17 protein-coding genes are annotated in these 23,178 nt (G+C 43.3%); 14 read left to right on the forward strand and 3 right to left on the reverse strand.

The features are described 5' to 3' along the window. Positions 1-90: 90 nt before the first annotated feature. The gene (locus tag N0M92_RS11900) at positions 91-2,160 is read right to left on the reverse strand and encodes a transglycosylase domain-containing protein (protein ID WP_260285874.1); all 2,070 of its coding nucleotides are present in this window, start codon (positions 2,158-2,160) and stop codon (positions 91-93) included. 207 nt (positions 2,161-2,367) lie between these two features. On the opposite strand from N0M92_RS11900, the gene speE reads away from it, so the two are divergent. From speE to argS, 4 genes are all read left to right on the forward strand, one after another. Beyond that, positions 2,368-3,195 carry a spermidine synthase gene (speE, locus tag N0M92_RS11905; RefSeq protein WP_192207283.1) on the forward strand — a complete coding sequence of 276 codons (828 nt, stop codon included), beginning with the start codon at positions 2,368-2,370 and terminating at the stop codon, positions 3,193-3,195. A 14-nt stretch (positions 3,196-3,209) separates the two neighbouring features. Further along, positions 3,210-4,088: an agmatinase gene (speB, locus tag N0M92_RS11910; protein ID WP_192207282.1), complete on the forward strand. Its 879-nt coding sequence runs from the start codon at positions 3,210-3,212 to the stop codon at positions 4,086-4,088. A 274-nt stretch (positions 4,089-4,362) separates the two neighbouring features. Beyond that, positions 4,363-4,803 carry a DUF1934 domain-containing protein gene (locus N0M92_RS11915; RefSeq protein ID WP_260285876.1) on the forward strand — a complete coding sequence of 147 codons (441 nt, stop codon included), beginning with the start codon at positions 4,363-4,365 and terminating at the stop codon, positions 4,801-4,803. Positions 4,804-4,806: 3 nt separating this feature from the next. After that, positions 4,807-6,477, forward strand: a complete 1,671-nt coding sequence (gene argS, locus N0M92_RS11920) for an arginine--tRNA ligase (protein ID WP_260285877.1) — start codon at positions 4,807-4,809, stop codon at positions 6,475-6,477. A gap of 51 nt (positions 6,478-6,528) precedes the next feature. Here the strand turns inward: argS and uvsE are convergent, their stop codons facing one another. Then, the gene (gene uvsE, locus N0M92_RS11925; protein WP_260285878.1) at positions 6,529-7,482 is read right to left on the reverse strand and encodes a UV DNA damage repair endonuclease UvsE; all 954 of its coding nucleotides are present in this window, start codon (positions 7,480-7,482) and stop codon (positions 6,529-6,531) included. A 28-nt stretch (positions 7,483-7,510) separates the two neighbouring features. Beyond that, complete coding sequence (gene cls, locus N0M92_RS11930) at positions 7,511-8,713, reverse strand: cardiolipin synthase (RefSeq protein WP_260285879.1); 1,203 nt, start codon at positions 8,711-8,713, stop codon at positions 7,511-7,513. 294 nt (positions 8,714-9,007) lie between these two features. Between cls and N0M92_RS11935 the strand changes: the two genes are divergently transcribed. The 10 genes from N0M92_RS11935 to N0M92_RS11980 form a co-directional block, all read left to right on the forward strand. Further along, a complete protein-coding gene (locus N0M92_RS11935) occupies positions 9,008-11,137 on the forward strand; it encodes a heterodisulfide reductase-related iron-sulfur binding cluster (RefSeq protein WP_260285902.1) in 2,130 nt (709 codons plus the stop codon). 202 nt (positions 11,138-11,339) lie between these two features. Beyond that, complete coding sequence (locus N0M92_RS11940; protein ID WP_260285880.1) at positions 11,340-12,530, forward strand: acetyl-CoA C-acetyltransferase; 1,191 nt, start codon at positions 11,340-11,342, stop codon at positions 12,528-12,530. 31 nt (positions 12,531-12,561) lie between these two features. After that, positions 12,562-13,413, forward strand: coding sequence for a 3-hydroxybutyryl-CoA dehydrogenase (locus tag N0M92_RS11945; protein ID WP_260285881.1), 852 nt, complete (start codon positions 12,562-12,564; stop codon positions 13,411-13,413). A 35-nt stretch (positions 13,414-13,448) separates the two neighbouring features. Then, the gene (locus N0M92_RS11950) at positions 13,449-14,585 is read left to right on the forward strand and encodes an acyl-CoA dehydrogenase (protein ID WP_260285882.1); all 1,137 of its coding nucleotides are present in this window, start codon (positions 13,449-13,451) and stop codon (positions 14,583-14,585) included. A gap of 26 nt (positions 14,586-14,611) precedes the next feature. Then, positions 14,612-15,751: an acyl-CoA dehydrogenase gene (locus N0M92_RS11955; protein WP_192207274.1), complete on the forward strand. Its 1,140-nt coding sequence runs from the start codon at positions 14,612-14,614 to the stop codon at positions 15,749-15,751. 111 nt (positions 15,752-15,862) lie between these two features. Further along, complete coding sequence (locus N0M92_RS11960) at positions 15,863-16,495, forward strand: TetR/AcrR family transcriptional regulator (RefSeq protein WP_098370208.1); 633 nt, start codon at positions 15,863-15,865, stop codon at positions 16,493-16,495. Between the two features lie 30 nt (positions 16,496-16,525). Then, a complete protein-coding gene (gene icmF / locus N0M92_RS11965; protein WP_260285884.1) occupies positions 16,526-19,792 on the forward strand; it encodes a fused isobutyryl-CoA mutase/GTPase IcmF in 3,267 nt (1,088 codons plus the stop codon). A gap of 511 nt (positions 19,793-20,303) precedes the next feature. Continuing rightward, the gene (gene rpoE, locus N0M92_RS11970) at positions 20,304-20,885 is read left to right on the forward strand and encodes a DNA-directed RNA polymerase subunit delta (RefSeq protein ID WP_260285886.1); all 582 of its coding nucleotides are present in this window, start codon (positions 20,304-20,306) and stop codon (positions 20,883-20,885) included. Positions 20,886-21,296: 411 nt separating this feature from the next. Then, complete coding sequence (locus N0M92_RS11975) at positions 21,297-22,904, forward strand: CTP synthase (RefSeq protein WP_260285887.1); 1,608 nt, start codon at positions 21,297-21,299, stop codon at positions 22,902-22,904. Positions 22,905-22,979: 75 nt separating this feature from the next. Continuing rightward, positions 22,980-23,178, forward strand: a 199-nt coding sequence (locus N0M92_RS11980) for a transposase (protein ID WP_260285888.1), incomplete at its 3' end; no start/stop codon positions are given.

Genomic DNA, 23,178 nt, shown 5'->3' on the forward strand with positions numbered 1-23,178 from the left:
AAATCAGTAAACTTAAAGACAGCAGTTTAGTCACTGTGGAACTAGGACAGAAAAACCCCCGAAGCCTTTGCCGGCTTCGGGGGTTTTTCGTTATCCCCAAGGTTTTAAGACTTTTTTGTACCACGGGGCCTTTTTATGTTCTTCTTCTTTTGGGGCATGTTTCGGATCCTCACCCTTAAAGTGCTCGGCACAGTATTCGACAGGTTCGGTTCCTTTAACATAATAAGTCAATCTTGAAACAGGACAATCCTTTGTGGCCAATTTTCCGCTAACGGGATTCACCTTCACCCCGATTACGTTTTTGGTTTCCTTAAACGATTTTGCCGGTTTCCCTTGCAGGCCCTTCTCCATATAGGAAGCCCAGATTTTCTTTGCATAGCCCTTTTCTGCAGGGATCTCGATCTTTTTGCCTTGATCATATCCAGTCCATACTCCTGCAACAAGCCCCGGTGTGTAACCGATCATCCAGCTATCCGTCGGGGTGGACCCTGATTTGCCGGCATATGGGCGGGTTAGCTGGGAATTGATGGTGCTGCCGGTCACCTTTGTATAGCCATTTAAGGTTTCATCGAAAACACCCGTAAGCATCTGGGTCATGACAAATGCCTTGTCCTCATCCAAAATCTGTTCCGGTTTCTCATTTTCATCAAAAATCACTTCACCTTTTTGATTTTCAACTTTTTTGATAAACACGGGCTTAACCTTCTTGCCGCCGTTGGCCAGAATGCTGTATGCGTTCACCATTTCAATCGCCCTTACACCTGACGTACCGAGTGCCAGGGAAGGAACCGCATCCATCTTTGCCGTGATTCCGAAACGTTGCGCCGTATCGACCAATGTCTGTTCCCCAAGGAACAAGTGCGTTTTTACGGCGAAGATATTATCGGAAAGAGCAATGGCTTGGGCCATCGTGATTTCGCCTTCCGCATATTGATGGTTGTAATTATGCGGTGTGTATGATGAGTGACCATTATCGAAAGAAAATGTAGTTGTCTCGCTCTTTAAGGTGGTGGATGGTGTGAACCCGTTCTCCAGCGCTGAATAATATAGCAATGGCTTCATGGTTGAACCAGGCTGGCGAACGGCCTGTGTAGCTCGATTGAATGGCGACTCGGCATAATCTTTACCGCCGACGAGCGCACGGACCTCCCCGGAATCAGGATCCATTGCCACGATCGAGGCTTGAATGCCTGAAGACTTGGGTATGGTATTGGAAAGAACCTCTTCGGCTGCATCCTGTTGGGTTTCGTCCAGTGTGGTGTAGACCCTAAGCCCGCCGAGCTCGATCGTCCGGTCATCCAAATGAAGCTGGGACTTTAAAGCTTGTTTGACGGCATCTTGGAAATAGGGAGCGGTCTTATTGGTGACCGTTCCGTGCTCGCCCTTTAATGTAAGGGATGTCCGCAATGCTTCCGCAATATTTTTTCCTGAAATGTAGTTTTGGTTTTTCATGGCTTGCAGGACAACTTTCTGCCTGGATTTCGCTTTTCCAAAGTTATCCAATGGTGAATAGTTTGACGGCCCTTTTGGTATTCCGGCCAGCATGCTCGCTTCAGGAAGAGTCAAATCCTTGGCATCCTTGCCAAAGTAATATTGACTTGCAGCTTGGGCTCCATATGCGCCGTGGCCATAGTAAATCGTATTTAAATAGCCTTCTAGAATTTCCTTTTTGGAGTAGTTCATTTCTAAACGTATCGTATAAAAAGCCTCATTAAACTTACGCGACCACGTTTTGTCATGCCCAAGAAACAGGTTCCTGGCATACTGCTGGGTTATGGTGCTTGCACCCTGGACTTTGGACATTGCCTTAATATCAGCAAGGATGGCACCGCCGATCCGCTTTATATCAAATCCATTATGAGTGTAAAACTGGCGGTCCTCAACGGCGACAGTCGCTTGGATGAGCTGTGGTGAAATCGATTCCATTCCGGCCCAATAACGTTTCTGGCCATTATCTGTTTCACCGATCACATTTCCATTATCACTATAATAGAGAGTGGACTGCGGTACGACCAAAGGGGGAGGACCTAATATTTTTGCATAAATCAGTAAAGAGAGAAGCAATACAAAGAGTATTGTGAGCCCGATTGTGGCAAGGATGATGAAGGCCCGTACATATTTAGTTGTCCTTTTAAATCGTTCGCTTGGAATCAATTCCATTGCTTTCACCTCTCTTATCAGGTAAGAATCTAGTATCTATTACTATTATGGAAAAAAAAGAAAATTTTAAACATAAGAACTGCATTTATGAAATTTATCTTGCAATTCTGCTAGATTCGTCTATAATTTTTCTAGCTAATGACTATACCGATTTTGGGGAACCTATAAGGTAACTGACAATATGAAATGGAAAAGGAGCGTTAATAAATGAGCATTTGGTTTACTGAAAAACAAACAGAGAATTTTGGTATTACGATGAAAGTGAATCGTACTTTACATACGGAGCAAACTGAGTTTCAAAAGCTTGATATGATTGAAACGGAAGAGTGGGGCAATATGCTATTGCTGGATGACATGGTAATGACTTCACAGCGCGATGAATTCGTTTACCATGAAATGGTAGCCCATGTTCCTTTATTTACCCATCCTAATCCAGAAAACGTTTTGGTTGTAGGCGGAGGGGACGGAGGAGTTATCCGTGAAATCCTAAAACACCCAAGCGTAAAAAAAGCTACATTGGTTGATATCGATGGGAAAGTTATCGAATACTCAAAGAAATTCCTGCCTGAAATTGCAGGCATGCTTGAAGATCCGCGTGTAGACGTACAAGTTGGGGATGGTTTCATGCACATCGCCAAAAGTGAAAATGAATATGACGTGATCATGGTTGACTCGACTGAACCTGTCGGACCTGCTGTCAATTTATTCACAAAAGGTTTTTATGCCGGGATTTCCAAAGCTTTGAAAGAAGACGGGATTTTTGTGGCACAATCCGACAACCCTTGGTTTAAAGCGGACTTAATTCGCGATGTACAACGTGATGTGAAAGAAATATTCCCAATCACCAGCCTGTATTTAGCGAATATCCCGACATATCCAAGCGGCCTTTGGGCATTCACGATCGGGTCGAAAAAATATAATCCATTAGAAGTGACTGAAGATCGTTTCCACGAAATGGAAACTAAATATTATACAAAAGAACTTCATAAAGCAGCATTCGTTCTGCCTAAATTCGTTCAAGATTTAGTGAAATAAGGGAGGCATGGACCATGAAATTCGATGAAGCCTATTCAGGCAATGTATTCATTAAAAGCCACCCTGTTTTTGAGGAATCAGAAGCTGTACTATACGGCATGCCGATGGACTGGACGGTAAGTTTCCGTCCGGGTTCTCGATTCGGCCCTACCCGGATTCGTGAAGTTTCGATTGGTTTGGAAGAGTACAGTCCATATTTAGATCGTGAATTAGAGGAAGTTAAATTCTTTGATGCCGGGGATATTCCATTACCATTCGGCAATCCGCAGCGCAGTATCGATATGATTGAAAAATTTGTCGACAGCGTGTTGGATGCAGGTAAGTTCCCAATGGGCATGGGAGGGGAACATCTTGTCACATGGCCAGTCATTAAAGCCATGTTCAAAAAGTATCCCGATATGGCCATCATCCATATGGATGCCCATACAGATTTACGTGAGGATTATGAAGGGGAGCCGCTTTCCCATGCGTCCATCATCCGTAAATCCGCAGAACTTATCGGCCCGAAAAATGTATACTCTTTCGGCATTCGTTCCGGTTTGAAGGAAGAATTCCAATGGGCAAAAGAAAATGGCATGCACATCTCTAAATTTGAAGTTCTTGAACCTCTGAAAGAAGTACTGCCGCAGTTAGCTGGTCGTCCTGTATATGTGACGATCGACATCGATGTTCTTGATCCTGCGCACGCGCCAGGGACAGGCACCGTTGATTGTGGAGGCATCACTTCCAAAGAGCTTTTGGCTTCGATTCATGAGATAGCACGGTCCGAGATTAATGTAGTCGGCTGCGATTTAGTAGAAGTGGCACCGATTTATGATCCATCCGAGCAAACTGCGAACACGGCGAGCAAGCTGATTCGCGAAATGATTCTAGGTTGGGTTCAAAAAGGTTAAGGATGGAAGGCTTGACTGTTCCCGTTTTTTTGCGGGAATGGTCTTTTTTTATCCATTCAGGAAAAGAATTTTATACCGGAAGGACCCTTTTTGAATAATTCCGCCTCAATGAGTCATTATTGCGTTAAAATCGAATGAATGGCAACAACATGATTTCGACAGTTTATCCCCACATTTTTGGATTTACACTTTATTTTCCGCTCCAAGTTGAAACTTCCTTGAAGAATATTTATACTTATAAAGTTAAGAACGACATGATGAAGGAAGTGTAGCTTTGACTCTTCATGATATAGATAAGCATGCTATTAAAGTGACTTTACAGACAAAAATCATGCACGGATCGGAAACGGAAACGTATGAGCTGGTGACATTTGGTACAAAAATGTATAAAGGTGCAGATTTATATTTGCAATATAAAGAGGAAAATGAAGCCGGTCAAACACAAACGACCATCAAGCACAAACCGGATGAAACGATCCTGCTTAGAAATGGCGCCGTTAAAATGAGGCAGCTTTTCCGCCTGCAGGAAGCGACAAATGGACATTATGAAAGTATATATGGCAGGTTAGGTTTACGGACGACCGCGAAGAAGATACATCATCAATGGGATGAACAGACCAAACAAGGGAAACTTGTCCTTAAATATACGTTACATATGCAGGGAAGCGAACCCGGTCAATATGAGATGACGATTTCCTACAAGGAGGAAGCATAGCGCATGAATATAGTAAAAGAGGTACAGGAAAAACTGAAAGAAGAGATTAAAGCGGCAGTCATTAAAGCCGGGTTGGCAACGGAAGAGCAGATTCCAAATGTTGTATTGGAACTGCCAAGAGATAAGACACACGGAGATTATTCCACGAATATGGCCATGCAATTAACGAAGATTGCAAGGAAAGCGCCAAAGATGATAGCAGAGGCAATCATCGAAAACTTTGACAACTCAAAAGCATCCATCGAAAAAATCGAGATTGCAGGACCTGGTTTCATCAACTTCTACATGAATAATTCCTATTTGACAGAATTGGTTCCTGTCATTTTGAAAGTGGATGAAGCATATGGGGAAAGTGACTTTGGTAAAGGCGAAAAAATCCAAGTGGAGTTCGTTTCCGCGAACCCGACCGGTGATCTTCACCTTGGTCATGCCCGTGGTGCAGCAGTAGGTGATACATTATGTAATGTCCTCTCTAAAGCAGGTTATGATGTTTCACGTGAATACTATATCAATGACGCAGGAAACCAAATTAATAATTTGGCCATTTCCATAGAAGCCCGTTATTTCCAGGCACTTGGCCTCGAAAAGGATATGCCGGAGGGCGGCTATCATGGCGAAGATATCATTGGCATCGGTAAAACGCTTGCCAGTGAATTTGGGGATAAATATGTAAATGCCGATGAAAAGGAACGTTTTGAATTTTTCCGTGAGTACGGCTTGAAATATGAAATGGAAAAACTGAAAACGGACTTGGCTAATTTCCGTGTCGGATTCGATGTATGGTACTCCGAAACATCTCTATATCAAGACGGTAAAATTGATGAGGCACTCAAAGTGTTGAGGGACAGGGGCCATGTCTACGAGGAAGATGGGGCTACATGGTTCCGCTCTACTGAACTAGGCGATGATAAAGACCGGGTGCTTATTAAGCAGGATGGGTCTTACACATATCTGACACCGGATATTGCCTATCACCGTAATAAATTGGAGCGCGGCTTTGAAACGCTGATCAATATCTGGGGTGCAGACCACCACGGCTATATACCGCGTATGAAAGCGGCGATCGAAGCATTGGGGTACAAACGCGAGCAGCTTGAAGTGGAAATCATCCAGCTTGTTCACCTGTACAAGGATGGCGAGAAAATGAAGATGAGTAAGCGTACCGGTAAAGCAGTTACGATGCGTGACCTTATTGATGAAGTGGGTCTCGATGCAACCCGTTATTTCTTTGCGATGAGAAGTGCGGATACTCATATGGATTTCGATTTGGATCTTGCGGTTTCACAGTCCAATGAAAACCCTGTTTATTATGCACAGTATGCCCATGCCCGGATTTCCAGCATTTTACGCCAAGGTGTGGAACAAGGGATCAGCTATGAGGGCGTCACTGATTTCACTGCCCTAGCTACTGAAAAAGAAGTGGAGCTTTTGAAGAAATTAGGAGAATTCCCGCAGGCAATTGCGGAAGCAGCCGAAAAACGGATGCCTCACCGCATGACGAATTATATATTCGACCTGGCTTCTACATTCCACAGTTTCTACAATGCAGATAAGGTTTTGGATGTTGAAGAGATGGAAAGAAGTAAGGCGCGTTTAGGACTGGTCAAATCCGTCCAAATTACCTTAAAGAATGCATTAGCCATCATCGGGGTATCGGCACCGGAAAAAATGTAATGGAAAAAGCGGCTGTTTCTAACGAAACAAGCCGCTTTTTTTTTAGGTTAATTAGCACTCGACAGCACCGCCGCTTACCCTTTTTACACCACGAACCTTAGCTATATCTTCAATCAGCTGCAACATTGCCCGATCCTTCATCTTGGCCTCGATCATGAAATCGACGTCCTGTCCAAGATCCTTAAGCACTTTAAAAAGGGGCATGATGAAGTCCAAATCGATATAATCTGCATGCGAGCGAAATTCACCTGCCGATTTTGGGGATGAAATATGAATCTTTGGTACCGCTCCTGCTTGTCTCCAAGTGGCGAATACCTCGGTGAGCAGTTCGTTAAGCGGCTCATCTGAAAGATTTGCGAGATGATGGTGATAATCGAATACAAGTGGGATGCCTTCCCCCTTACATACGCTCAGGGTTTCAGATGCTGTATAGGTTTTATCATCATTCTCAAAAGTCATTCTTTCCTTGACGTGCATAGGCAGCGATTTAAGGTTGTCATGAACCCTTACAAGGGCGGACTCTTTATCACCATAGGCCCCACCGACATGGATATTGATGAAAGAGGTGTCCGCAATGCCCATTGCATCAAGCATTTTATAATGGAACTCCATATCTTTTACGGCATTTTGTGTAATCTCGGGTTTTGGGCTGGTAAACAGCGTAAACTGATTGGGATGAAAGCTGATCCTCATCTTGTGTGCAGTGGCCCAATCACCAAGCTGTTTCCACTCTTTTTTTAAAGGTGTAACGAAATCCCATTCTATTTCGGGATGTGTGGCTAAAGGAACAATGGAACTGGACATACGGTATATTTCTATTTGGTGTGCCGTGTTATATTGAAGGACCCTTAAGGTATTTTCAATGTTCTGCCTTGTCACATCCAGGAGTTTTTCCATTCCTTTTTCGGCGCCAAGTGAACTATATCGCTTGTAAGTAAGTGTCTTAGCCGGAGAAGCTTCCCATAAACAGGTGGCATTGGATACGAATCCAAATCTTATTTTCATTATATTTTTCTCCTTGAGGAACGGGATGTCAAAGAAAAGGAGAAAGGATGGTAGCCAGCGATTCTTTTGCTGAACGGACTACATTCATGTTGGAAAGCGCGTCCCCGTTTAGCGGCTTGGATTCGGCTAGGTCCACCGCCAACTCCTTTTCTACATCTTCTATGAATGTCCGGTCAAATACGATGCAATTGATTTCACTATTTAAAAAACAACTGCGTTTATCAAAATTAGCCGTGCCGATATCACACATTATATCATCAATCAGAATCACTTTAGAATGGTAGAACCCTTTTTGGAATTGCATGATTTCAGCGCCTTCTTTTATTAGTACCCGGAAATAGGGGAAAGAAGCTTCCTTGACAAGGGCATGGTCTGAAATTTCAGGTACGATGATCGTAACGGAAACATTGCGTGCAAGTGCTTCCCTTAATTCTTGAAATAAAGTTTCACTGGGAATGAAATATGGAGTCCCGATAATGATTTTTTTATTGGCTTGCCGAATTATGTGTGTAAGTGACTGTTCAAGATCACTGCCATTCGTGACGACAAACTGCTGTGCCTGCGTTCCGGGAGTCAATGTCGGGAAATAGGCAGGCGTTCCTCTGTAATCCTCGTTTGTATCATAGAACCAATCCGAGAGGAAGACTTCCTGAAGGTCCTTTACACCTTCCCCGGTCATTTTTAAATGGTAATCTCTCCACGGGTTCAGCTTCTCCCCTTGGTTTATATACTCCTTACCGATATTAAAGCCGCCAAGATAGCCGATTTTTCCATCTATCACCGTGATCTTACGGTGATTTCTTTTTTGTATTGTATAGAAAAGGAAGGGGAGTTTCGGTTTAAAGCTGAAAGAAAAATGAACACCGCTTTTAGTTAGCTCCTGAATGATTTGGCGGGACATCTTTTTACTTCCTACCCAATCGGCTAAAAGCCGCACTTCCACGCCCTCTTCCGCTTTTGATTGCAGTAACTTCAAAAAGTCCTTGCTGAATTTATCATTTTTTACAATATAAAAAAGAATATGGATGGAATCCTTAGCTTGCTCTACTTCCTTCATGTAATCATCAAACAGGAGTTTCCCTGATGTGAATACAGTCATGTCGCTGTTCCGAGGCGGGTATTTTATGTTGGTTGCGTGCTTCAAATAACGCTTATGCCCTATCTTGAGATCAACCCAGCACCAAGAGAAGATCAATAAAAATATAGAGGCAATCGTAGTGATTATCTTCAAAAAAAATCCCCCCTAAATGATTATATTTAGTTTGGCTCTAATTCCCTGTTAGTAACCATTTAAAAGTGGGGAGAGGGTTCTCATTTTTTTTAGAATGAAGAAGGGTAATACGAGAAACTGTCGAATTATAATATTAAGGTGCAGAAAAATTAAATGGTTTTAGAAAGAAAAAAGTTGACTGAATGCTCATTCATTATATAATGGAGTTAATCAAATTTCAGAAAAATGCCAAATTTCCCAAAAAGGTACCTGGCATTTTGCAATTTACTAAAGAGGGGGAAAGACTGCATGGAAATGAATGGTTTACTGTGGATCAACTTAGTTGCATTCCTGTTTGTAACCGCTTACGCCGCCGGTTTGTTTGTCTACTTGATAAAGACCCGTATAGCTTATATAAAACTTGGCAAAAAAGTGGAATTCGATAACCGTGTGAAAGATCGTCTTGTTAAAATAGGGGTTTATGTATTTGGACAGAAGAAGCTCTTTAAAGATAAAAAGAGCGGGATCATTCATGCCATGTTATTTTATGGTTTCATTTTAGTGCAATTTGGTGCACTTGACTTTTTCGTTAAAGGCTTAAGACCGGGGTGGCATTTACCGTTTGGCCCTGTTTATCCAGCCTTTACTTTCTTTCAGGAAATTGTGACGCTCACCGTTCTTGTTGCAATCCTGTGGGCGGCATACCGCCGTTATGTCGAAAAGCTCGTTCGCTTGAAAAGGGATTTCAAAGCCGGTTTGGTTGTCATCTTCATCACCGGTATCATGATCACCGTATTACTGGGGAATGGAATGGGAATGATCTGGCATGGACACGATGCAACTTGGTCAGAGCCAGTCGCATCAAGCATCGCTTTCTTATTCGGCTGGATGGGGTCAACAGCGGCAACAGTCGTTTTTTATGTAGCTTGGTGGCTGCATTTACTGATCATATTATCTTTCCTTGTTTATATCCCGCAATCTAAGCATGCTCACTTGATTGCCGGTCCGATAAATGTATTCCTGAACCGACTGGATAATCCAGGGAAGTTGAAACCGGTTGATTTGGAAGAAGAGGTTTTCGACAAAGAAGGCAATCAATATTACGGTGCCAAATATATCGAAGATTTGACGCAGTACCAAATGGTGGACCTCTATGCATGTGTGGAGTGCGGGCGCTGTACGAATATGTGCCCGGCTACAGGCACCGGTAAAATGCTGTCACCGATGGATATCATAATCAAGATGCGTGACCATTTAACAAATACAGGCGCTGCCGTTACAACGAAGCAGCCATGGGTGCCATCTTTTGTTTTTGGGAATACGAAGGGAAATAAGATAGCTTTGGCTGGTGCCGCACAGGGGGCGCAGGAATCTGCTGCAGCAACCGAGGCTTACAGTCCGAGCCTGATTGGCGAAGTCATAACGGAAGAAGAGCTTTGGGCTTGTACCACATGCCGGAATTGTGAAGATCAATGCCCCGTAATGAATGAACATGTCGACAAAATCATCGATATGCGCCGTTACCTAGTGTTGACAGAGGGCAGACTTGATCCTGATGCGCAACGTGCCATGACGAATATTGAGCGTCAAGGAAACCCGTGGGGACTGAACCGTAAAGAGAGGGAAGATTGGCGAAGCCTTCGGGAAGATGTCAGCATCCCTACCGTGAAGGAATTAAAAAAGGCAGACGAAGAATTCGAGTATTTATTCTGGGTAGGTTCAATGGGATCGTACGATAACCGTAGCCAGAAGATTGCCCTTTCCTTTGCTAAACTATTGAATGAAGCGGGCGTCAAATTTGCAATTCTCGGAAATAAGGAGAAAAACTCAGGGGATACTCCGCGTCGATTGGGTAATGAGTTTGTCTTTCAGGAGCTTGCTATGAAAAATATAGAAGAATTCCAGAAGAATGAGATTAAGAAAATCGTGACGATCGATCCGCATGCATACAATATCTTTAAGAATGAGTATCCGGATTTTGGCTTGGAAGCGGAAGTGTACCATCATACTGAACTGTTAGCCACACTTGTCAGTGAAGGCAGGTTGGTGCCTCAGTATCCCGTGAATGAGACGATTACATTTCACGATTCCTGTTACTTGGGAAGGTACAATGAAGTTTACAGCCCACCTCGTGAAATCTTGCAATCCATCGATGGTGTGAAACTTATTGAGATGGAACGTAATCGCGAGAAGGGAATGTGCTGTGGAGCTGGAGGCGGTTTGATGTGGATGGAAGAGGAAACAGGAAACCGCATTAATGTGGCCCGTACCGAACAAGCGCTAGCCGTCAGTCCAACAGTGATCAGTTCAGGGTGTCCTTATTGCCTGACCATGCTATCTGATGGGACAAAAGCAAAAGAAGTTGAGGAAAATGTTAAAACGTATGATGTAGCTGAACTACTGGAAAAAGCGGTCATTGGTGAAAATAAATCGATTGCCTCTTAATTTTAAATGGAATTGCCTGCTTCTTCTAAATGGGTTGGATTAAATGGAAGCAGGCAATATTTTCAAATTTTTATAAACTAAATATTTTCATTTTTGAGAAAAGTGTGTAATATAATATATTATAAAGCGCTTACAACACTATTTTTTTTTACTCCAAATTGAGCGAGCGTTCAATCAATGTTACTTATAGGGGGAAATAATGATGGCGAAAACAGTGATTATTAGCGGTGTGAGAACACCTTTTGGTAAATTTGGCGGTGGTCTTAGCAGTTTGACGGCATCACAACTTGGTGGAATAGCAATCAAAGAGGCACTTGTTCGGGCAGGGATCGAAGGCAGCCTGGTAGACGAGGTCATCATGGGGAATGTGCTTCAAGCAGGCCAAGGCCAAATACCGTCCCGTCAGGCAGCCCGACATGCTGGATTGCCTTGGGAAGTGAAAACGGAAACCATTAATAAAGTATGCGCATCAGGACTTCGCAGCGTCACATTGGCTGATCAGATCATTCGCTTAGGAGAAGAAGAAATCATTGTTGCCGGCGGAATGGAATCGATGAGCAATGCGCCTTATATCCTTCCGAAAGCAAGGTGGGGACTAAGGATGGGTGATGGGGAACTGAGGGATACGATGATTTCAGATGGACTAAGCTGCAGCTTTACGGGCGTCCATATGGGGACTTACGGAAACAGTACTGCCGAGGATCTTGAAATCACCCGTGAGGAACAAGATAGCTGGGCTTACGAGAGCCACCAAAAAGCGATAAAGGCAATCGATGGCGGTATTCTCGCAGAAGAAATCATTTCCGTACAGGTGCCGGTACGAAAAGGTGAACCAATTACCATTGAACATGATGAAGCTCCAAGAAAAGATACAACTGCCGGGAAGTTAGCTAAATTAGGTCCAGCCTTCAATAATGAGGGGACCATTACGGCAGGTAATGCACCGGGTGTCAATGATGGGGCAGGTGCACTTGTATTGATGAGTGAGGAACGTGCGGAAAAAGAAGGGAAAACACCTTTTGCCTATATTTTAGGTCATGCAGAAGTGGCAGTGGAAGCAAAGGACTTCCCTAAAACGCCAGGTTTGGTCATAAATGAACTCCTGAAGAAGACAGATAAATCGATAGAGGAAATTGATTTGTTTGAAGTGAACGAAGCATTTGCAGCGGTTGCACTGGCCAGTGGGAAAATTGCCAACATCGAGCCGGGAAAAGTGAATGTTAACGGAGGGGCTGTAGCATTAGGTCACCCAATCGGGGCGAGTGGTGCCCGCATCATCATTACGCTGATGCATGAACTGAAACGCCGCGGAGGGGGATTGGGCATCGCAGCGATCTGCAGTGGCGGCGGTCAAGGAGATGCCATCTTAATTGAAGTGCCTAAGCAAGGATAATAGTTTCATAGATAAATGAGGGGGGATTTTCATGGGCATTCAAAAAGTGATGGTCATTGGTGCAGGACAGATGGGATCTGGCATTGCCCAGGTCTGTGCAATGAGCGGTTACGAAGTTCTTTTACACGATTTAAAAGTTGAATATGTGGAAAAGGGGTTAGGGACAATTACCAAGAACCTTTCCCGTCAGGTTGAAAAAGGGAAAATGGAATCCGGGGAGAAAGATGCAATCCTTTCCCGGTTGACTTCATCGACGAATTTGAAAAATGCGGCTGCGGTAGATTTAGTGATTGAAGCTGCGGTGGAAAACATGGAAATAAAAACAAAAATATTCGCCGAGCTGGATGAAATCACACCGCAACACGTCATTCTTGCATCCAATACTTCTTCGCTTCCGATAACCGAGATAGCCGCTGCCACGAAAAGGCCGGAAAAGGTAATTGGCATGCATTTTATGAACCCCGTTCCAGTCATGAAACTGGTTGAGGTCATTCGAGGCCTCGCTACATCGGATGAAGTTTATAAAGAAGTTGAAAAGATGGCTGAATCCTTGAACAAGGTACCGGTGGAAGTCAATGATTTTCCAGGTTTTGTAGCTAATCGGATTTTAATGCCGATGATCAATGAGGCCATCTATACACTATATGAGGGCGTAGCTACCAAAGAGGCGATCGACGACGTAATGAAAATGGGAATGAACCATCCGATGGGCCCGCTTACTCTAGCTGACTTCATTGGGCTGGACACATGCTTGTATATAATGGAAACCCTTCACCAAGGGCTGGGAGACGATAAATACCGACCGTGTCCGCTGTTAAGAAAATATGTAAAAGCTGGGTGGCTAGGCAAGAAATCAGGACGGGGCTTTTACGAATATAACTAATCATGGAAAGATGTGCAGCTATGGGGGGATGAAGGATGGATTTCAAGTTTACAGAAGAACAGGAAATGATGCGGAAAATGGTAAGCGCTTTTGCGGAGAATGAGATCACTCCTCATATCGAGGCAATGGAAACAGGCGTGTTTCCAAAAGCGATTCTGCAAAAAATGGGTGAGCTTGGTTTGATGGGAATTCCGATTTCAGAAGAATACGGTGGCGCGGGTATGGACTTCATGTCTTATATCATTGCCATCAATGAGATTTCCAAAGTAAGTCCCACTCTCGGTGTCATACTGTCCGTTCATACTTCTGTTGGAACAAATCCAATCGTTTATTTTGGAACGGAAGAGCAGAAGCGAAAGTATGTGCCCAAGTTAGCCGCTGGTGAATATTTAGGCGCCTTTTGCTTGACTGAGCAAAGCTCAGGTTCCGATGCTGCGAGTTTGAAATCGAAGGCAGTGGCAGTCAAGGAAGGCGGAGAATATCGAATAAATGGGTCCAAGGTTTTTATCACCAATGGCGGGGAAGCGGATGTGTTTATTGTTTTTGCTTCAACCGACCCTCAGAAGGGAAGCAAGGGAATCTCTGCTTTTGTCGTGGAAAAAGGGACGCCAGGCTTAATCATCGGCAAAGATGAACGTAAAATGGGCCTTCATGGCTCGAGCACCGTGCAGGTAACGTTCGAGGATATGAAAATCCCTACAGCCAATCTCCTTGGCAAAGAAGGTGAGGGCTTTAAGATCGCAATGGCCAACCTGGATGCCGGAAGGATCGGGATTGCCGCTCAAGCGCTGGGAATTGCTGAGGGTGCCATGGAACATGCTGTAAAATATGCAAAAGACAGGGTGCAATTCGGCAAACCTATTGCACAACAACAGGGAGTTGGTTTCAAACTGGCCGAAATGGCAACGGGCATAGAAGCTTCGAGGCTACTGGTCTATCGGGCGGCTTATTTACGCTCGCAGGGATTGAAGTGCGGTAAAGAGGCGGCAATGGCTAAGCTATTCGCTTCGAGAACGGCTGTCGATGTGGCGATAGAAGCAGTCCAAGTGTTCGGAGGCTATGGATATACAACTGAATATCCGGTCGAACGCTATTTCAGGGATGCAAAGGTAACTGAAATTTATGAGGGTACCAGCGAAATACAGAGAATGGTCATCAGTAAGAATCTATAATCACGAAAAATTTGGAGGGCATATTCATGCAATTTAAACTAACGGAAGAACATGAAATGATCAGGAAAATGGTGCGCGACTTTGCCCAGAATGAAGTGGCTCCGACCGCTGCCGAAAGGGATGAAGAAGAACGATTTGACCGTGAGATCTTCGATAAAATGGCCGAGCTTGGATTGACTGGGATTCCATGGCCTGAGGAATACGGCGGAATCGGCAGTGATTACTTAGCCTATTGCATAGCGATTGAGGAACTTTCCCGCGTTTGCGCATCCACTGGGGTGACTTTATCAGCCCATACTTCGCTCGCAGGATGGCCAATATATAAATTTGGGTCTGAAGACCAAAAACAAAAATACCTTCGCCCGATGGCACAGGGTGAAAAAATCGGTGCATACGGACTGACTGAACCTAGCTCAGGCTCAGACGCAGGCGGTATGAGGACGACTGCAAAGCTTGTAGGTGATGAATATGTCATCAGCGGTTCAAAAATCTTCATTACGAACGGCGGGATCGCGGATACATATGTCGTCTTTGCATTGACAGACCCTGAATCGAAACAAAAAGGAACGAGTGCTTTTATCATTGAAAAGGACTTCCCAGGATTCAGTGTTGGTAAAAAAGAGAAGAAGCTTGGAATCCGTTCATCACCGACCACGGAAATCATCTTTGATGAGTGTCGAGTACCTAAAGAAAATCTCCTTGGAAAAGAAGGAGAAGGCTTTAAAATTGCGATGATGACGCTTGATGGCGGCCGTAATGGAATTGCAGCCCAGGCCGTAGGCATAGCCCAAGGTGCATTGGATGCCGCGGTTGATTATGCAAAAGAGCGCGTCCAATTCGGCAAGCCAATTTCTGCACAGCAAGGAATCGGTTTTAAATTGGCGGATATGGCAACGGGTGTTGAGGCTTCAAGGCTATTAACCTATCAGGCAGCATGGTTGGAATCAGTGGGCCTTCCTTATGGAAAAGAATCGGCGATGTCCAAACTTTTTGCTGGTGATACAGCAATGAAAGTGACGACGGAGGCCGTGCAGGTTTTCGGGGGTTATGGATATACAAAGGATTATCCAGTGGAACGGTATATGCGCGATGCGAAAATAACCCAGATTTACGAGGGTACACAGGAAATTCAAAAGCTGGTCATCTCACGTATGGTTACTAAATAAGGTTGAAACTGAGGTTTTCCGATGAGGCACTGCCTTTACCGGAATTCCCTTTTCAATTTCTTCAGAATGTCTTTGAAAATTGAATAACGGGCTTTCAAAAGGAGTTTGGAAATGGAAAAAAGAGAGGTTCTTGCATCTGTAAAGGATGAGCGGCTGGTTGAAAAAAGGCGTACACAAATGATTAAAGGAGCAGTTACCCTTTTTAAGGAAAAGGGATTTCACCGTACGACTACCAGGGAAATTGCCAAAGCTGCAGGCTTTAGTATTGGCACGTTATACGAGTATATCCGAACCAAGGAAGATATATTATATCTCGTTTGTGACTTTATCTATGATGAAGTCCAGGAAAAGCTTCAGAAAGAAATAGAACAGAGTGACGGGACACTTGAAAGTTTGAAGCTGACGATCGCCTATTTTTATAAAGTGATGGATGATATGCAGGACGAAGTGCTGGTCATGTATCAGGAAGTGAAGGCCCTGACGAAAGATGCTTTACCATATGTTCTGAACAAAGAAATTCGGATGGTTGGCATGTTCGAAAAAGTGATAACGAAATGTGTCGAGAATGGGGAGCTCTCGTTAACGGAAAAACAAATAAGCCTTGTTTCACATAACATTTTCGTTCAGGGACAGATGTGGAGTTTTAGAAGATGGGCTTTGCATAAACAGTATACGCTTCAAGAGTATGTTGAACTGCAGACGCAATTATTGATTCAAAATGTATCGGGTTCCAAAAAGCACTGATATAAATAAGTTTCAATAAGGAGGAGCTATATGAGTACAGTTGAGGTGTATAAACCGAAGAACCATATTAGATTCGTCACAGCTTCGAGTTTATTTGATGGGCATGACGCATCCATCAATATAATGAGGAGAATCCTTCAGTCCAGCGGGGCGGAAGTTATTCACCTAGGTCATAATCGTTCGGTAGAAGAGATCGTGAATGCGGCCATCCAGGAAGATGTTCAAGGCATAGCCATGTCATCTTACCAAGGCGGACATGTGGAATATTTTAAATATATGTATGACCTGCTGAAGGAAAAGGGAGCCGAGCACATTCGGATTTTTGCCGGGGGCGGCGGGGTCATCATCCCAAGGGAAATTAAAGAACTGCATGATTATGGGATTGCCCGTATTTTTTCGCCTGATGAAGGACGGGAATATGGGCTTCAAGGAATGATAAACGTATTGATGGAGGAATGTGATTTCTCGACAGTCAAACCATCTTTACAAGAACGTTTTGATGAATTGATTGCTGGGGGAACAAATGCCATTGCCCAATTTATTACCTTTGCCGAAAATAGACTCGATGTTTTACAGGAATCAGCGGCAGCGGTGGAGAGTCTTTTTGAGCAGATCAAGACTTCCGAAAAGAAGGTTCCCGTACTAGGAATTACAGGGACTGGCGGCGCTGGAAAAAGTTCATTGACGGATGAATTGATACGAAGGTTCATTAACGAAATTCCAGATGAGAGAGTCGCCATCCTATCTGTGGACCCGACCAAACAGAAAACGGGCGGTGCCCTGCTGGGTGACAGGATCAGAATGAATGCGATCTTTTCAGAGCGTGTTTACATGCGGAGCCTAGCCACGCGCCATTCAAAAAGTGAGTTGTCTTTGGCGATAAAAGATGCCATTTCAGTCGTGAAGGCAGCTGGCTTCGATTTAATCATCGTCGAAACGAGCGGAATTGGTCAGGGAGATGCAGAAATTGCCGAAATATGCGATGTATCCATGTATGTAATGACGAGTGAATTCGGTGCACCCTCTCAACTTGAAAAAATCGATATGATTGATTATGCAGACTTGATAGTCATTAACAAATACGAACGCAAAGGCTCCGAGGATGCAAAAAACCAAGTTCAAAAGCAATACCAAAGGAGCCGTACACTTTTTGATCAGGATCCATCGGAAATGCCAGTATACGGTACGATCGCTTCTCAATTCAATGACCCGGGTACCAATGCATTATTCGCTGCACTGATTGAAAAGCTTAATGAAAAATCAGGGACGGTTTGGAGTACGTCCTTTTCGAAAGAAGCGGATGTTTACAAGCAAAATGTCATCATACCCACTGACCGTCGGTATTATTTACGTGAAATCAGTGATACGGTCAGATCGTATCATAAGCGTGCGGCTGACCAGGTACGTATTGCCCGGAGGCTTTTCCAGCTTGAAGGGGCAATTGATGCAATTAAGGAAAATGATAACAATGACGAGATGGTGTCTTCTTTAGAAAAACTGAAAAAGGAAACTGCTTTGAATTTATCACCTGAATCTAAAAAAATCCTTTCTGGATGGATGGATTTAAAAGAAAAGTATGCAGGAGAGCAGTTTGTAACGAAAGTCAGGGATAAAGAAATCGTAACAAAGCTAAAAACCAAAAGTTTATCAGGTTTAATGATTCCAAGAGTATCACTGCCTAAATACGTGGATTATGGAGAGATCTTAGGATGGGTATTCCGTGAAAACGTTCCGGGCTTCTTTCCTTACACAGCGGGAGTCTTTCCATTCAAGCGTGAAGGGGAAGACCCGAAGCGGCAATTTGCCGGTGAAGGATCGCCCGACCGAACCAACAGGCGTTTTCATTATTTGTCAAAGGATGATACCGCTAAACGGCTTAGTACGGCTTTCGATTCTGTAACTTTATATGGCGAGGACCCTGATCACCGGCCTGATATCTATGGAAAGGTAGGGGAAAGCGGAGTCAGCATCTGTACGTTGGATGACATGAAAAAGCTGTATGCAGGCTTTGACCTTTGCCACCCCTCAACATCTGTTTCCATGACCATCAATGGACCGGCACCAATCATTTTGGCCATGTATATGAATACTGCAGTCGATCAGCAGATTCAACGGAAAGAAGAAGAGCTGGGCCGTCCCCTTACTGAAGCAGAAGCTGAAGAAGTGCAGGCTTATACCCTTCAAACGGTACGGGGAACTGTTCAAGCGGATATTCTGAAAGAGGACCAAGGCCAGAATACATGCATCTTCTCTACGGAATTTGCTTTAAGGCTAATGGGGGACATTCAAGCATATTTCATCGATCGGAAAGTCAGGAACTACTACTCTGTATCCATTTCCGGTTATCACATTGCAGAAGCGGGTGCCAATCCCATTTCACAGCTGGCTTTTACATTAGCGAATGGCTTTACTTACATCGAATATTATTTAAGCCGCGGAATGAATATTGATGACTTTGCCCCGAATTTGTCGTTCTTCTTCTCAAATGGGCTCGACCCGGAATATACGGTTATCGGGAGGGTGGCAAGAAGGATTTGGGCGACAGTCATGAGGGATAAATATGGTGCGAATGACCGTAGCCAGAAGCTCAAATACCATATACAGACTTCTGGGCGCTCCCTTCATGCGCAGGAAATTGATTTTAATGATATCAGGACGACGCTTCAGGCTTTAATGGCACTGCAGGATAACTGTAACTCCCTGCATACTAATGCGTACGATGAAGCCATCACGACGCCTACCGAAGAATCCGTGCGCCGCGCAATGGCCATACAAATGATCATTACAAAGGAGCATGGTCTCTCAAAAAATGAAAACCCGATGCAAGGTGCCTTCATCGTAGAGGAATTGACGGATCTGGTTGAAGAGGCCGTCCTGCAAGAGTTTGATCGCATCAACGATCGAGGCGGTGTCCTGGGTGCAATGGAGACGCAGTATCAGCGCGGGAAAATCCAGGATGAATCGATGCATTACGAAATGAAAAAGCATACGGGAGAATTGCCGATCATTGGTGTCAATACGTATTTGAATCCAAATCCTCCTTCCGAAGAAGCGGTGAACAGCATGGAAATTGCCCGTGCAACAAAGGATGAAAAAGAAGGGCAAATCATGAATCTCCGGGCATTCCAGGAAAGAAATAAGGAGTTCACGGATGAGGCGCTAACTAAACTGAAATTGGCAGCCATGAATGGAGAAAATATCTTTGCCGAACTCATGAACTGCGTGAGAGTGGCCAGTCTGGGTCAGATAACGAGGGCGCTTTATGATGTAGGCGGTCAATATCGAAGGAATATGTAAAACCAAGAAGGGGCCCGAACGTTTATGGGCCTCTTTTTTAAATAATTCCCCTCTTTTTTAACAAAATGAAGATTTTACCTTATAATTATTTGGAAAAGGGGCAAAAATGAAGAATCAGCCCTATTGGAGTTGAGGAAATGAACCTGAAAATGATTGGATTAATCTCAGGTTACATTCTTGCCCTCATTTTTTATTTGAACTGTATGAGCATCAACTGGGCGCCATTTCTTTTTTTATCCTGACGGTTGTCTTTTTTACCGCAGCGTATCGTCAGAAATCCAAAAAGAAAAAGGAATGATATTTACCTTTTTGGTTTTCTTTGAATGATAGACAATTAGGTAAATGTGTGAAAGTATCATATAGAACTAGCATAAACCCAATTAGATTGTTTATAATGGAGTATATGTCTAGCAGGAATTGTCGTTATTTTATCGAAATACTGTTTTAGATTATTTTTTTATGTGAAAAAACACGGAATTCAGTGTTTGAATAGAGAAGGGAAGTGCGGAATTTGAGTTTAAAACAATACTCAAAAGAGCAATTGTTGGAAATGTCCTTAATAGAGATGGCATATGATTTGTTAGTGGAAAGAAATGAACCGATTCCATTTAAAGACTTAATAAGTGAATTAGCTTCGCTCCACCATTTATCTAAAGCGGAAGTGGAAAAGAAAATTGCACAATTCTATACGGATTTAAATGTGGATGGCCGTTTCACTTCACTTGGAGACAACCGCTGGGGATTGAAAACATGGTACCCGGTTGACCAAATCGAAGAAGAAGTCGTACATGTTGTAAAACCTAAAAAGAAAAAGAAAGCCAAAAAGGCAGCTGTCGTTATTGACGATTTCGATGAACTGGAAGACGAAGACCTTGACTTTGAAGAAGATATCGATGATCTGGACGAAGATGAAGATGACGACGATGATGATATTCTAGGTTCTCCAGTCATCGACGAAGTGCTTTTGGATGATGACGTGGATGATGACGACGATCTGGAAGAAGAAATAATCGAAGATGATGCATTTGTCCTGGAAGATGATGAAGATGAAGACGAAGACGCAGATGACTTGGATGAAGAGGATGAGAAATAAATAATCGCCCTTGACTTTTTGAGGCGAAATTTGTAGAATCATTTTTGGGCTCCTTAAAAAAGGACACAATGATTAAATTATATCGCTCCCTTACTTTTATTGTAAGCGGAGCGTTTTTGTTTTTAATGATGGAATGAATAAATGACATCATTTTTTTATTTTTAAAATGATTTCTCGTAGAATTGTAAAAACTATAGAGAACATTATTATGTTTACGTCATTTAAGGAAATTTATTCTTGTTCATGTATCCTGCATGACTCTCACTAAAGACCTTTAAGTGATTAATGGTTTGTACTGGTTTACGGTTTTTTAGCTTTTAACCGCCCATGTGGCGGAAGATTCGATTCAGGTTCCGATTCAACGATGTGAAGAACAGAATTGGAAGAAAACATTCTATAGGAGGATATAAGATGACAAAATATATTTTTGTGACAGGTGGAGTAGTTTCTTCCTTGGGAAAAGGGATAACGGCCGCTTCTTTAGGTAGATTATTAAAAAATAGGGGATTGAATGTTACGATCCAGAAGTTTGACCCTTATATTAACTTGGATCCTGGTACGATGAGTCCATATCAACATGGTGAAGTGTTTGTAACGGATGATGGTGCTGAAACGGATTTGGATTTGGGACACTATGAGCGTTTCATTGATATCAACCTTGGTAAACACAGTAATGTGACTACAGGAAGGATTTATTCGACCGTCCTGAGGAAAGAACGCCGTGGCGATTATCTAGGTGGAACGGTTCAAGTCATTCCCCATATCACGAATGAAATTAAAGAACGCGTTTTCCGTTCAGGCAATGAAACGAATGCTGATATAGTCATCACTGAAATTGGCGGTACTGTAGGGGATATCGAGTCTCTTCCATTCCTTGAAGCGATTCGCCAAATCAAGAGTGATATCGGTATCAATAATGTTATGTATATCCATTGTACACTGGTTCCTTACATCAAAGCTGCTGGTGAAATGAAAACAAAACCGACACAGCATAGTGTAAAAGAATTACGCAGTCTTGGCATTCAGCCAAATATCATCGTTGCACGTACAGAAAGCCCGATTTCACAAGATATGAAGGATAAAATCGCTTTATTCTGCGATATCGATAAAAAATCCGTTATCGAATGTCTTGATGCGGATACACTTTACTCCATCCCTCTTGCGCTCCAAGCACAAAATATGGACCAAATCGTTTGTGACCACTTGCAATTGGAATGTGGCGAAGCGGATATGGAAGATTGGAAGGAACTAGTCAAAAAGGTGACTTCTTTATCGAAGAAAACGAAAATCGCCTTAGTCGGAAAATATGTTGAATTACAAGATGCTTATCTTTCTGTAGTGGAAGCACTTAAACATGCTGGTTACGCATTTGATGCAGATGTTGAAATCGACTGGGTGAATTCCGAAGACGTAACGAAAGAAAATGTTGCTGAACTTCTTCAAGATGCAGATGGAATCCTTGTCCCTGGCGGATTTGGAGATCGTGGAATTGAAGGGAAAATTGCAGCGACCGAATTTGCCCGCACGACAAAAAAACCATTCTTCGGAATATGCTTAGGCATGCAGTTGGCGTCCATCGAGTATGCACGCAACGTCCTGGGATTGCCAGAAGCGCATTCAGCTGAAATTAAGGAAGATACTCCAGATCCAATCATCGATCTTCTTCCTGAGCAGAAGGATGTAGAAGATTTGGGCGGAACACTGCGTCTTGGTCTGTATCCATGTAAGCTTATCGAAGGAACTAAAGCATACGAAGCGTACAACGACGAGGTCGTTTATGAACGCCACCGTCACCGTTATGAATTCAATAACCACTACCGTCAAGCTATGGAAGAGGCAGGATTCGTGTTCTCCGGTACAAGTCCAGATGGTCGTCTAGTTGAAATCATTGAACTAAAAGATCATCCTTGGTTTGTGGCTTCTCAATTCCATCCGGAATTCACGTCACGTCCTAACCGTCCGCAGCCGCTATTCCGTGACTTTGTCGGTATGTCATTAAAGTACGGCAAAAATCTTTAATAAATAAAAAAACAGCCCATGTGAACTGCACCCCAATTGTTAGACACATCTATCAATTGGAGGTGCAGTTTCTTTATGGCCAAATTTACAGCACAACAAAAAATACAAGCGGTACAGAGATATCTTGAAGGAACAGAGGGACATAAAAGCTTAGCTAAATCTGTTGGTGTTAACTCTGGAGTATTACTCAATTGGATTCGACAGTACCAATATCATGGAGAACGTGCATTTGAAAAACGCTATACAACTTATACGGTAGAAGATAAACTGAAGG

The sequence above is a fragment of the Peribacillus aracenensis genome, from assembly GCF_025175645.1.
Lineage (GTDB): Bacteria > Bacillota > Bacilli > Bacillales > DSM-1321 > Peribacillus > Peribacillus aracenensis.

Coding starts and splice junctions, on each gene's coding strand:
- N0M92_RS11900 (WP_260285874.1), bottom strand. CDS start 2,160: ATGGAATTGATTCCAAGCGAACGATTTAAAAGGACAACTAAATATGTA.
- speE (WP_192207283.1), top strand. CDS start 2,368: ATGAGCATTTGGTTTACTGAAAAACAAACAGAGAATTTTGGTATTACG.
- speB (WP_192207282.1), top strand. CDS start 3,210: ATGAAATTCGATGAAGCCTATTCAGGCAATGTATTCATTAAAAGCCAC.
- argS (WP_260285877.1), top strand. CDS start 4,807: ATGAATATAGTAAAAGAGGTACAGGAAAAACTGAAAGAAGAGATTAAA.
- uvsE (WP_260285878.1), bottom strand. CDS start 7,482: ATGAAAATAAGATTTGGATTCGTATCCAATGCCACCTGTTTATGGGAA.
- N0M92_RS11935 (WP_260285902.1), top strand. CDS start 9,008: ATGAATGGTTTACTGTGGATCAACTTAGTTGCATTCCTGTTTGTAACC.
- N0M92_RS11940 (WP_260285880.1), top strand. CDS start 11,340: ATGGCGAAAACAGTGATTATTAGCGGTGTGAGAACACCTTTTGGTAAA.
- N0M92_RS11945 (WP_260285881.1), top strand. CDS start 12,562: ATGGGCATTCAAAAAGTGATGGTCATTGGTGCAGGACAGATGGGATCT.
- N0M92_RS11950 (WP_260285882.1), top strand. CDS start 13,449: ATGGATTTCAAGTTTACAGAAGAACAGGAAATGATGCGGAAAATGGTA.
- N0M92_RS11955 (WP_192207274.1), top strand. CDS start 14,612: ATGCAATTTAAACTAACGGAAGAACATGAAATGATCAGGAAAATGGTG.
- N0M92_RS11960 (WP_098370208.1), top strand. CDS start 15,863: ATGGAAAAAAGAGAGGTTCTTGCATCTGTAAAGGATGAGCGGCTGGTT.
- icmF (WP_260285884.1), top strand. CDS start 16,526: ATGAGTACAGTTGAGGTGTATAAACCGAAGAACCATATTAGATTCGTC.
- N0M92_RS11975 (WP_260285887.1), top strand. CDS start 21,297: ATGACAAAATATATTTTTGTGACAGGTGGAGTAGTTTCTTCCTTGGGA.